We start from the raw sequence: 12,127 nt of genomic DNA on the forward strand, positions 1-12,127 counted from the left end.
CCTCCTTCATGCTAATGGCTTTGCGCTCTCTGTTCCTTGCGATGCTGCCTGAAAAACGCCAGCTCATAAATAACCGGCAGAAAGATAACGGTGAGCAGCGTTGAAGTGGTTAATCCGCCTACGACGACGACAGCCAGGCCGCGGGAGATCAATCCGCCCTCCGGAGTGGAGAATACAAGCGGCAGCAGCGCTGCGATCGTTGCAAGTGCGGTCATCAGGATCGGACGAAGCCGGGTTTTGCCCGACTCGATCAATGCTTCACGAATCGTTAATCCACTCTCGCGGTTCTGATTAATCCGATCTACCAGTACGATCGCATTCGTCACGACAATACCGATCAGCATCAGCAATCCGATCATTGCGCTCATCGAAAGCGGTTCTTGCGCGATTACCAAGCCGAGCAAAGCGCCAATCGGCACAAATAACAGCGAGGTCATAATAATAAACGGCACCCGGGCTCGCCCGAAGAAGATCAGCATCGTTAAATAGACGAGCCCGATCGCGATAATCATCGCAATGCCGATATCAATGAACGTCTGGGTCGTTTCATCGCTTCCGCCGCCTGATTCAAGCGAGACGCCGGCAGGCAGGTCAAGCTGTTTCACTGCTTCTGCGACATCCTGCGTAACGGAGCGGACATCATTGCCCTGCACCTGTCCCGTTACTCTTGCATATACCCGCTCATTTAACTTTTGAATAGAAGTATACACTTCCGTTTGCTCGACTTCAGCAACCTCATTTAAAGCGATCGGACCCCGTTCGCTGAATAACATTAACCCTTCCAGCTCTTCTTGGCCTTCCAATGGCCGGCTGTAGTTAAGCCTGATTTCATGGGGTTCATCACCCAATACAAAGGTTCCGACATCGACCGGCTTCGTCCTGTCGGTGATCATGCCGAGCACCATGAAGGACGAGAGGCCATATTCTTTCATTTTTGCATTGTCCAGCTTAACAGACCATTGCTGCTGCTTCTCCTGCATGTTATTGGAGACGTTTTTCAAATCCACCCGCGCGCTCATCAACTCTTCAACTTGGGCGGAAGCAGCTTCAAGCTCGGTTAGATCATCGGAGAACAGATCGATATCAACATTATTGTTGGTCGGTGGACCGCCGGTCGCCTGCTCCTGCACGCTCCATGAAGAACCAGGGGCCTCTGCCGTCAATATCGTATCAAACTGGCGCTCGAGCGTTTTAATTTCCTCGTCCGTATCCACGTTATCCGCCAGTTCAATAAAGTAGACCGCACGGTTAGGCAGCGTAGAGCCCGTTGCAAAATCAAATCCGCCGATCGAGACGAACCGCTTCTCATATTTGTCTTTTTGCTGTTCCAGGCTCTCTTCGATGATGAGCGATACCTCGCCGGTTTTCTCCAAGGTTGTGGAAGGCGGCAGCTCAACGGTTGCCGAAATAATCTTCTGCTTCTCATTCGGCAGGAAGACGAATCCGACATTGCTGAATTGGTAAAGCAGGCCGGAGCCAATCAGCAGGATAACAGCCGATAATAGGACGACGGCTTTATGACGAAGGCCATAACGAATGATACGCTCATACCAGCGTACATAGAACGGTTCCTTCTTCTCCTCATGCAGCTTGACGAAGGATACTCGGGCCAGCACCGGCACGATCGTGATGGACACGAGGAGCGATGCAAGCAGCGCGACGACAACGGTCAAGGCAAACGGCAGGAAAAACGCTCCGGTGATGCCTCCAACAAGGCCTAATGGCAGGAACACGACCACCGTTGTTATCGTGGAAGACAGAATCGCGCTCATCATTTCCTTCGTGCCTTCTATCGTGATGGCCGTCCGGTCGGCGGTCGGATTCAGCTTGAGCTTGCGATAGATATTCTCGATGACGATAATACTGTCGTCGACGACGCGTCCTACCGCGACAGCCATACCCGCCAAGCTCATCACGTTCAATGTAAAGCCCCACCATTTGATGAAAATAGCGGCGATTAACAAGGATAGCGGGATGGAGAGTACGGATATAAATGTCGCTCGGATGTTGCGCAGGAAGATCAGTACCGTTAAGGCAGCGAATAACGCGCCGAACAGCCCTTTGGATACCAACTCTTTGATCGAGCTTTTTATGCCCTCCGATTGATCGAATATCATCACATAGTCGATGCGGTCTTTATATTTATCCAGCGTCTCGATCACCCGGTCGGCTACTTCGACCGTATTGGCATCCTGTTTCTTATTGATCAAGAGCGCGATGCTGTTTTGAAGATTGTAACGCGCAAGCTCGCTGCGCTCCTCTATACTTTCGATAGAAGCAATATCCGATATTGCTACTGGCTGCTGCGTAATCGGTGACACGATCGTGAGCGCCTCCAGCTCGCTGAGCTTCGTCAGCTTTTGCTCAACATGGACCGGAACGACAACCGATTCCTCCGTGACCGCTCCGGCCGGGAAGGAGAAAAAGGCATTGTCGATATTTTCTTTGATCGCATTCAGACTGATGCCTGCCTGTGCCGCTTTGCCGTTATCCACGGTAATCTGCAAATATTGCTGCCCCACAGCGGACAGTGCCACCGAATTGACCCCATCGATTTGCTGCAGCTCCGGCTTGAGCGCCTCTTTGACCCACTGCTCCGCATTCTCCTCATTCTTGCTGAACAGCGCTATATTGAGGACCGGTACCGCGCTGAATGAGAAACGGCTCACAGTCGGCGTGTTGACTTCATCCGGCAAATTAGCAGAGCCGATCAGATCATTGACACTTTGAGTCGCTTGATCCATATCGGTACCGACAGGGAAGGAAAGCTGGATGCGGGAGACACTCTCCAGTGATTGGCTCGTCAAATCGCTGAGCCCTTCCACGCCTTTCAACTGCTCTTCAAGCGGGGTTGTCACTTTCTGATTGACATCCTCCGCGGAAGCGCCCGGATAAACAGCCGTAATCGAAAGCTGAGGAAACTCGATATCAGGCAGCAAATCCGACTTCAGTGTCAGGAAGCTGTAAACACCCCCTCCGATTAAAAGCACCGCAATAATGAGCACTGCGGCGGCATTCTTGAGGCTAAATCTCGTTAAAAATTGCATTTCTCTCCCACCCTTTTCCAAAACGTATTGGTTTGGAACTCCCTTATGGTTTATTTTTCCCTCTGACTGACTGGTTAGTCAGACAAGAGTATAAGGTTTTGTATAACCTTTGTCAAGGGATGATTAACCCGACGCCCAATCCCCAAGCGAGCAAGCCTGCGAATGCCGATGACATCAGGTTGACGAGGTCGTTATTCATCCACGCATAACCGCGGATGTGCTCAGTCTGCGCACCGCAATGCTCGGCGCGTTCGGTTTCGCTGCCGCATATCCGGCAGCGGAACATGGCCTGGCCCGACGCGCCGAGCAGCGAGTCGGCGAAGGCGCCGGCCAGGCCGGCCACGGCGGCGATCGCGGCGAGCGCTGTCGCCGCCTGGCCGCTGAGGGGCGCTGCCGCCGTTATGGGCGCGGCAGCAGCCAGCAGTGCTGCCGCAGCGCCGATGAAGGCGGCGCCGCCCAGCGCGGCCGCGCTGCCGAGCGGCGTGACTCCGCCGCTCGTGCCCGCCGGCACGCGCGCGCCGCTTAACAGCACGCGCGGCGCCCTGCGGCTGAGGGCCCCGATCTCGGTGGCCCATGTGTCGGCATTCACGGCAGCCATGACGCCTGTGAATGCGACCAGCCAGCCGAGATCAGGCCAGATCGCGTTGCCCGCGCATAGCAGCAAGCCTAGCCCGCCATTGGCCCATACCTGAGCGGCATCGCGGCGGCCGGACTTGGCATATCTCGCTTCTGCGGATTGCTTCGCGCGGTGCCGGCGTTTCCATTTCGACCAGAAGGTCGATGATATAAAGAAGGCCAGCAGTGTTCCGAACCATACCGGCCCGCCCAAGACGACAAATGCCGTCCCCATAGCAACCGCTGACCAAGCTCCCGAACCCGATAACGCTGCGCGCCGATAAGCGAAACCCGATACCGCTCCGCTTCCCGCCAAGCCTACTGCCAGCCGAACCCACCACTCAGATAACCATTCCATGAACAACGTAACAACGTCCTTTCCCGACTTCATGTTTTCCTGACCAGGTAAACGAAAAGGCAAGGAGAAGGCGTCTAGGCGTCTTTTCCTTGCTTTTTCGGTGTTTAATGCGGCATGAACATATTGCCGTTTAACGGAATAGCCCGGATGGACGATTCCTCTGTGATAAAACCGCCTTCTCCCAGCGCTCCGGATAATTTGTACAGATCATTAACTTAGGGCTGATCCCGGCTACTCGAGTCATTATCGCCTGATCATTAATGGTCCAAGCCATTACCTGTATGCATGCCTCATTGAAAGCAGCCATCCTGGCCGCATTGACATGCCTGTATCCAATGGACAGAAATCGGGCATCCAATCGTCGTAAATCATCAATTAACGACGCAGGAGCGCCATCGATAATTAAACCTGTCATAATCTCATGGCTTAATCCTCTGACCTTGCGCAGCGAGGCTGTATCAAACGACGTAATGACCGTATCGTGCTGCAGATTCCATTTATACAGCAACTCGACCACTTTTTTCTCCAACTCAGGATATCTCCCGCCATAAGTCTTCAGCTCCACATTGAGCCTGCAGCGTCCTACCGTGGCCTCTAACACCTGCTCCAGCGTTGGGATCGTTTCTCCTGCAAAGGACCGGCCGAACCATCTTCCCGCATCCAGCCGTTTGAGCTCTGCTAACGTATAATCAGCTACTCTTCCCTTGCCGTTCGTCGTGCGATTTACTGTATCATCATGGATAAGTACCGGAATGCCGTCCTTCGTTAGCTGTACATCGATTTCAATCCATTGAACGAGCGGAGACGCCATCGCCAGATGAATGGCTGCCATCGTATTTTCCGGGGCCTCGCCCGAAGCGCCGCGGTGTGCGACACAAAGATTATTCATTTATACCCTCCAGACTCATGAATGTCATTCATCCCTATTATTCGTTAGGAATCAAATGCCCCTGCGCATCGATCGAAACGTTAAATGATAGAGATGCTATCCTTTGAAGAAGTGCCGCTGCATCATCATCTTCAAGCGGCGCAGGCTGAGATGCCACTGCTCTCATTGGATGAAACCGCAGCGAGCAGTCTCCTGCGCGATCACAAGTAGCGTCCAGAACCCCGGTGTCCGCTGCCCGTTCAGTCCTGGTCATATTAAAGATAAAGTTGCCTAGGCTGTAGGCGATCCATTTGCCCTTATACTGCTCGAAGCCCTGCAGCACATGCGGATGCGAACCGATGACAAGATCTGCCCCGGCATCGATATACTCCCGGGCAAATGATTTTTGATAGTCTAACGGATAATCATTCAGCTCTTGCCCCCAATGGACCATTACAACGACGATATCCGCTTCATCACTCGCTTTTTTAATCGCTTCGACAGCACGGGTGGTATCATAGGTCTCGGCAACGCCCGCACGATATTTCTCTGCTTTCCACTCCACGACCGGTACAACTCTGCTTAATCCGAGATAGGCCACCCTTACACCCTTGGATTCGAGGATAACGGGTGTAAAAGCTTCGACATCGTCATTGCCTGCTCCCACATGCGGAATACCCGCTTCATCCAGATGGCCCATCGTATCCAATAATCCTTCTACGCCTTGATCGAGGGTGTGATTATTTGCCAGGCTGACAACATCAAAGCCTGCATCCTTGAACGCAGGGAGATTTTTGGGCGACCCTTTGAAGATGTAAGACTTATCCGGTGCAGGGGTTCCACGCTCCGTTATCGGATTCTCCAGATTTCCGGCTGTCAAATCAGCATCGGCGAGATACGATAAGGCTTTTTCGTACGGATATTCGTAACCGTGTTTCTCCATTAATGATTCTACGGAGGAAGCCAGCAAAATATCACCTACAAATGCAAGCAGCACACGGCTGTCGTTGTCCACGACATTCTCGTTCTCATCGGCAGCAGGCTGCTGTCCTGCATTTGGATCGGCATGTATGTCGGAGCCTGAACCTCCTTCATTTTCAGCTGGCGCTGAAGGATCTTCCGTATTCGCCGGTCCCTCTTGAGGCTGCTCGTTTGCGCCGGGCTGTTCGGTTACATCCGTTTGCGCATTGGCCGTATTTGATTGGTTATTCGTATTACTTGCTTGCTCATCAGCCGAACTTTCATCAGCTATATTCGCTTGTTCATTGGCCTGATTCCGCAGCCAGCCTTCGTGATTCGCGAGCAGCAGCCCTGATATTATTATTATGAGCAGCAGCATCGCAGCGTTAAGAATCAGCAGGCGTCTGAACTTTCGTTTCTTTCGATTTTTGTTATGCTGGCGGGTATCGGATCTGGATAATGGCATGATAGATAACTCCTTTGTCTACAATAACTTTTTCCTATTATAGCAGGTATAGCCGTATTTATCTTCCTGCTTTTGGAACAGGACCCATCCGGCATAAATGAATAAAAGCCAAAAGGGCCGAGTTTTTCTCGCCGCTTTTGGCTTTTATCATCCAGCTGATACATGGGATGCAACAAGAATCCTTGTCGTGTGCTTGACTGCTATTCGCAATACGTAAGGTTATGCAGCGTCTGCTTCGCAGCCTCCTTGCCCTGCCGTACACAGTCAGGCAGGCCGACGCCGTCGAAGGCTGCGCCCGTGATCCAGACGCAAGGCAGCTTTTCAGCCGCACGCTGGCGCAGCCGCGCCATATTTTCCACGTGGCCGACCGGATATTGCGGCATCGACCGGTGCAAGCGGGTGATCTCTACAAATAAAGGCTCAGCTGTAATGCCCATGATTTCTTCGATATCCTTGCAAACGAGAGCCTTAAGCTGCTCATCCGGCAGACTGACGGACTCTTCATCTCCCGATCGGCCGACATAACAGCGCAGCAGCACTTTGTCTCCCGGACTTGAATGGAGCCATTTTGCCGACGTCCAAGTGCATGCCGTTATATGTCTGCCTTCCGTTCTCGGAACGACAAAGCCGGACCCGTCGAACTCAAGCCCAAACGTTGCTTTGTCAAACGCTAACACAACATTGGCGACGGAGACATAACGGATGGCCTCCAGTTCTGATGCGTCCATATGCGGCGATATCAGCTCCGCCGCACTGAATGCGGGCGCAGTCATAATAATGGCCTCTGCCGCCAACTGCTCCCCCGAATCCAACTCGATCATGTAACGAGGGGTCGCCTCAGGCTGCATATCCGCTATGCCGCCCGGTTTTTTCCCCGCTTGCGCTTCCGCCTGCGGCTGTGCAATTACCCCCGAAATACGCTCCACGGCCTCCTCCACGCGATAGATGGCCTTAACCTTCGTACCCATCCTGCGATCCACGTCCGCAAGTGTTTTATCAAGGGCATCCACGAGTGTTGACAGCCCGTTCCGATAAGTGAGGAAGACGCTGTTCTTGGCCACAGCAGGCATGCGCGACTGGGCAGCGGTCCCTGCTTTCCGATTGGCTCGCATGCCGCGGATCAAGCTCCCATGCTTCAGCTCCGCCTCGCGGAACTGCGGGAATGTGGCGCGAAGGCTGAGCTTGCGCAGCTCTCCCGCATAGATGCCTGCCAGCAGCGGCTCGGCAACCCGTTCCATCACTTCCGTACCGACGCGCCGCTCCAAGAAACCGCCGATCGATTCATCGTCCGTACCCAATCGCTTTGGGAGCACGAAATCCAACAATGCCCGCAGCTTCCCTTTGACCGAGAGCAGGTTGGATTTCGCAAAAGGCATGATCTCCGTCGGTATGCCGAGCACCAATCCTGGCGGCATCGGATGAAGCTTGCCCCTGTTTAGAATATAAGTTTTCTTGGCAGCGGGATTCGTCGCCGCCAGTTCGTTCTCAAGCCCAAGCTCACGCGTAAGCTCGATAATCGGCAGCTTCCGGGCCAGGAATGAATCCGGGCCTTTCTCGATCACAAAGCCGTCCCTGCGCAGCGTATTAATTTTACCGCCCAAGGAATCGGCAGCCTCCACGATCGTTACCTTTATCGGCCTTCCCTGCTCCTGCGCCTGGCGCATCAAATAAAAAGCGGAGCTCAGGCCGCTGATCCCTCCGCCAATAATGACAATTCGATCGGTGTGTCCTGTACTCCGCATCATCGTTAACCTCTTTCTTGTTGCAATGCTATGACTGACTCCGCTAATGTCTCCATATAGAGCGGGTCCGTATTCAACATCTCGATACGCTCGAGCTTCAGCCCCAGCTGCTGCGCAACTGACTTTGCTTCGATATCCACATCGTATAATATTTCCAAATGGTCGGAGACAAAACCGATCGGAGCGATCAGCACGTAGTTTGCTCCTTTTTCCCGCACCTCCTGCAGCGTATCCAGAATGTCTGGACCGAGCCAAGGCTCACGGGTCCGGCCGGCGCTTTGCCATGTAAACTGCCAGTCCGTCACGCCAGCCCCTTCTGCTACCGCAGCCGATGTCGCAAGCAGCTGCTGAGGATACGGATCGTTCATCTCGATGATTCGCTCTGGCAGGCTGTGCGCGCTGAACAGTACCTTCACATCAGTTGCCGGAACGTCCGCTCCGAACTTTTTCAATCCGTGCTGCACGCGGGCCGTCAATGTCCGAATGAGCTTCGGATGCAGATGGTACTCTTTTACAAATGCCATCTTCAGCCCTTGCGCTTCCGCTGATTCCTGCGCGCGTTTGATATAACTCCCCACGCTCATAATCGAGTAATGCGGCGCGAGCACGATGCCGATTGCTTCCCGTATGCCGTCCTCCGCCATCTTCTTCACACCATCCTCAATATAAGGACGTGCATGCTTAAGGCCTTGATAACATACATAAGTGTCCGGCGCAATCGCGTCCAGCGCTTCCTGCAGCCCGCATACTTGCCGATCCGTGTTCTCCCGAAGAGGGAAGAAACCTCCTACTATCGCATCATAACGATTCGTCAGATCTGCAAGCTGTTCTGGTGTCGGCGGATTGCCGCGCCGAATATGTGTATAGTATTCCTCGATATCATCCATGCTCTCGGGTGTACCATAGGACATGACTAGAACGCCTATTTTACGATCATCCATTTCGTGTCGCCTCCCTGCTGCGTTTACTTATCGCATCGGCGGAATAACGGTGAATGTACTCGGTTAAAAGCTTGAGCTTCTCAAGCGAAGCTTCCGGGAATAGCCCATGGCCGAGGTTGAAGATAAAACCCGGTTTTTCCAGGCCTTCGTCAATGATGCTGCGGGCATAGGATTCGATCACTTCGATCGGTGCGGTCAGCACGGTTGGATCCAGGTTGCCCTGCACGGCGAATTGCTCGCCCACACGTCTGCGTCCTTCCGCGATCGATACGCGCCAATCCAGTCCGACCACATCCGCCTGCACGTTCTTTAAAGTGGGCAGCAGCTCTGCGGAGCTTACGCCTGGGAAATAAATCTTCGGCTGCTCCAAATCCGACAGCTCCGAAAAGATCCGTTCGATCGTCGGCAGCACAAACTGTTCGAAATCCTTTGGCGCAAGCGCGCCAACCCAGCTGTCAAACAGTTGAAACGCTTTGCCGCCGGCTGCAATATGGGCGCGCAGATAAGCGATAACCATATCGCCAAGCTTATCCATCAGTTGATGCCACAGCTTTGGCTCACTGTACATCATTTCTTTGGTGCGCAAATAATTTTTGGACGGACGTCCTTCGATCAAATAGCTTGCAATCGTAAACGGTGCGCCGGCAAACGTGATCAGCGGAACTTCCAGTTCACGGTCAAGAATCCGAATTGTTTCGATCACATGGGATAGATCGCCTTCCACATCGATCGGCCTAAGCCGATCTACATCGGCGGCGCTGCGGATCGGATTATGAATGACAGGCCCGATATTTTGCACAATGTCAAAGTCAATGCCGATCGACGCCACCGGATTCATAATATCGGAATATAAAATCGCAGCGTCCACACCAAGCTTCCGCACCGGCATCATCGTGACCTCAGCGGCTAATTCAGGCTGCTTGCAAATTTCCAGCAGCGAATATTTTTCTTTAATTTTTCGGTAATCGGGATCATAACGACCCGCCTGTCTCATATACCAAACGGGCAGACGATCGACGTTTTCTTTTCGGCAAGCCCGGATGAAACGGTCGTTGTAGCTCATTCGCTTTCCCCATTTCTCTCTTTTTCCTTTGTTTCCATTATGCCCTTTTTGCTATCCGCTAACAACCGTCATTAAACGATCTAGTATGACAATAGTTTGACAATCCGCATACAATTATTACCCTTCCCCTTGTGTTATACTAGGTAGCAATGGTGTCTTGCACAATAACCGGGAGGCGGCTTGTACGTGGAACAATGGAAAATCAATCTGGCCGTACTATGGTTCGGACAATTTTTAGTGATGGCAGGGATGACGATGATCATCCCGTTTTTGCCCTTATATTTAAAGATGGACCTCGGCCTGACCGACAATCATGAGATTGCTACGTGGGCGGGCGTTATCTTTGCCGGCAACTTTGTAACGTCTTTTTTGTTTCAGCCGCTGTGGGGCAAGCTGTCCGATCGTTATGGCCGCAAAATGATGTTATTGCGCTCCGGATTCGGCATGGCGATCGTTATGACGCTGATGGGCTTTGCCGCAAATCCGTGGCATTTACTGTTTTTAAGAATGCTGAACGGGACCATCTCCGGTTTTAATCCGGCTTCCGTATCGCTCATATCGGCGACTACGCCCAAAGAGAAGATGGGGTTTGCCATGGGCACGCTGCAATCAGGCGCGATTGCCGGTACGATTCTCGGACCGTTTATCGGCGGTCTGATGGCCGATGCCATCGGCTTCCGCCCGATCTTCTATATCACAGGGGCGCTGCTCTTTCTAGCTTCGCTGGTGGCCGCTTTCCTGGTAAAGGAACCTTTCGACCGGGCCAAAGCCGCTGCCATTCCACAGGTATCGGTTATTCAAGGCTTTCGCGAGCTGAGCCATGTGCCCCAGCTTACCGCCTTGTTTGCCGTTACCTTCTTGATCCAGTTTGCCATGCTCTCGCCGATGCCGCTCATTCCGCTGTATGTCGAGGAATTACACCACTCGGCCGAAAACCTGGCGTTCTGGGCCGGGTTCGTCGGATCGGTAACCGGACTCTCGAACATGGTTGCTTCCCCGCTGTTAGGACGTCTAAGCGATAAGATCGGGGCGGAGAGAATTCTTTATGTCGCATTGATCGGCTCCGCCATCATGTTTATCCCTCAAGCCTTCGTCGGATCGGTGTGGCAGCTGTTGGTCGCCAGATTTGCGCTCGGCGTCTTCTTGGGCGGCCTCATTCCTTCGGTGAACGCGCTCATTCGAAAGTTTACGCCCGAGGGCATGGAATCCCGCGCATACAGCTTTAACAGCAGCACCTTAAGTTTGGGTAACATGGCCGGACCGGTTATCGGGGGCTTGATCTCCGGATGGACCGGCATCGGAGGCGTTTTTCTGGTATCCGCCGTCCTGCTCTTTGCCAATGCTGCGTGGGTCCGCTATTCACTTAACAACAGCAAGCGCCAGGCCGTCGTAAGCGGGCAGGATCGTACTGATTAATCGCTCATCCGAAGCGATCCGCTCATTAAAAGACCGCATTGCGGTTACTGAGGGCCCTGCTTTAGTCGGATCGGTCACTCTTCCGCGCAGCAGCGTGTTATCTCCGGCAATGATCGCGCCGGGCCGCGCTAAACGGATCGCCCAGTCCAGATAAACGGGGTAGCCCTCTTTATCCGCATCAATAAAGAAGAAATCATACTGCCGCCCTTCTGCAGCAAGCTCAGCCAGGCTAACCTTTGCATCCCCTATCCGATAGCTTACTTTATCGCCCAGCCCTGAAGCTTGCAGATTGGCATAGGCAAGATCAGCATAACTTTGTTCCAGCTCCAACGATGTCAACGTTCCTTCCTGCCCCAGTCCACGCGCCAGATAAATTCCGCTGCAGCCGCCTAGCGCACCGATTTCCAGTACATCTCTTGCACCGGATGACCTTACCAGCATCGTAAGCAGCCGGCCGTAGCCCTCATGGATGGATATCTCCGGCATGCCGGCAGCCCGAATCCCTTGCTTTGCCCGCTCCAAATCGGCATCATCCCCGTACAATTGTTCTACGTATTGTTCCCCTGTCAGCATCGTTCACGGCCTCCTTAGTTGTATAAACGCTATACTTTATCCTATACTTGATTGTATGATTTTGGACGGATGAATACA

The 12,127-nt window shown here is 53.1% G+C and carries 9 protein-coding genes; 1 reads left to right on the forward strand and 8 read right to left on the reverse strand.

Annotation, left to right across the window (positions count from 1 at the left end; genetic code table 11):
- Positions 1-11: 11 nt before the first annotated feature.
- From IEW11_RS17860 to hemE, 7 genes are all read right to left on the reverse strand, one after another.
- The gene (locus IEW11_RS17860) at positions 12-3,047 is read right to left on the reverse strand and encodes an efflux RND transporter permease subunit (RefSeq protein WP_188532429.1); all 3,036 of its coding nucleotides are present in this window, start codon (positions 3,045-3,047) and stop codon (positions 12-14) included.
- A gap of 112 nt (positions 3,048-3,159) precedes the next feature.
- The gene (locus IEW11_RS17865) at positions 3,160-4,020 is read right to left on the reverse strand and encodes a DUF92 domain-containing protein (protein ID WP_188532502.1); all 861 of its coding nucleotides are present in this window, start codon (positions 4,018-4,020) and stop codon (positions 3,160-3,162) included.
- 130 nt (positions 4,021-4,150) lie between these two features.
- A complete protein-coding gene (locus IEW11_RS17870) occupies positions 4,151-4,909 on the reverse strand; it encodes a glycerophosphodiester phosphodiesterase (RefSeq protein ID WP_188532430.1) in 759 nt (252 codons plus the stop codon).
- Between the two features lie 37 nt (positions 4,910-4,946).
- Positions 4,947-6,314: a CapA family protein gene (locus tag IEW11_RS17875; protein WP_188532431.1), complete on the reverse strand. Its 1,368-nt coding sequence runs from the start codon at positions 6,312-6,314 to the stop codon at positions 4,947-4,949.
- Positions 6,315-6,514: 200 nt separating this feature from the next.
- Positions 6,515-8,059 (reverse strand): protoporphyrinogen oxidase, encoded by a 1,545-nt coding sequence (gene hemG / locus IEW11_RS17880; RefSeq protein ID WP_373289345.1) that lies wholly within the window; start codon positions 8,057-8,059, stop codon positions 6,515-6,517.
- Positions 8,060-8,061: 2 nt separating this feature from the next.
- Positions 8,062-8,997 carry a ferrochelatase gene (gene hemH / locus IEW11_RS17885; protein WP_188532432.1) on the reverse strand — a complete coding sequence of 312 codons (936 nt, stop codon included), beginning with the start codon at positions 8,995-8,997 and terminating at the stop codon, positions 8,062-8,064.
- The gene (gene hemE / locus IEW11_RS17890; protein ID WP_188532433.1) at positions 8,990-10,060 is read right to left on the reverse strand and encodes a uroporphyrinogen decarboxylase; all 1,071 of its coding nucleotides are present in this window, start codon (positions 10,058-10,060) and stop codon (positions 8,990-8,992) included. Before hemE ends, hemH begins: the two co-directional genes overlap by 8 nt.
- 186 nt (positions 10,061-10,246) lie before the next feature.
- Between hemE and IEW11_RS17895 the strand changes: the two genes are divergently transcribed.
- Positions 10,247-11,476, forward strand: coding sequence for an MFS transporter (locus IEW11_RS17895; RefSeq protein WP_188532434.1), 1,230 nt, complete (start codon positions 10,247-10,249; stop codon positions 11,474-11,476).
- On the opposite strand, the gene IEW11_RS17900 is transcribed toward IEW11_RS17895, so the two are convergent.
- A complete protein-coding gene (locus IEW11_RS17900; protein ID WP_188532435.1) occupies positions 11,420-12,049 on the reverse strand; it encodes an O-methyltransferase in 630 nt (209 codons plus the stop codon). The two genes, IEW11_RS17895 and IEW11_RS17900, sit on opposite strands and share 57 nt — an antisense overlap.
- Between the last annotated feature and the right edge of the window lie 78 nt (positions 12,050-12,127).

This window comes from Paenibacillus abyssi (assembly GCF_014640295.1).
GTDB lineage: Bacteria > Bacillota > Bacilli > Paenibacillales > Paenibacillaceae > Paenibacillus_D > Paenibacillus_D abyssi.

Bases quoted from the DNA above. Each gene is read 5' to 3' on its own strand.
- IEW11_RS17900 (WP_188532435.1), bottom strand. From the start codon at position 12,049: ATGCTGACAGGGGAACAATACGTAGAACAATTGTACGGGGATGATGCC.
- hemG (WP_373289345.1), bottom strand. From the start codon at position 8,059: ATGATGCGGAGTACAGGACACACCGATCGAATTGTCATTATTGGCGGA.
- hemE (WP_188532433.1), bottom strand. From the start codon at position 10,060: ATGAGCTACAACGACCGTTTCATCCGGGCTTGCCGAAAAGAAAACGTC.
- hemH (WP_188532432.1), bottom strand. From the start codon at position 8,997: ATGGATGATCGTAAAATAGGCGTTCTAGTCATGTCCTATGGTACACCC.
- IEW11_RS17870 (WP_188532430.1), bottom strand. From the start codon at position 4,909: ATGAATAATCTTTGTGTCGCACACCGCGGCGCTTCGGGCGAGGCCCCG.
- IEW11_RS17865 (WP_188532502.1), bottom strand. From the start codon at position 4,020: ATGGAATGGTTATCTGAGTGGTGGGTTCGGCTGGCAGTAGGCTTGGCG.
- IEW11_RS17860 (WP_188532429.1), bottom strand. From the start codon at position 3,047: ATGCAATTTTTAACGAGATTTAGCCTCAAGAATGCCGCCGCAGTGCTC.
- IEW11_RS17875 (WP_188532431.1), bottom strand. From the start codon at position 6,314: ATGCCATTATCCAGATCCGATACCCGCCAGCATAACAAAAATCGAAAG.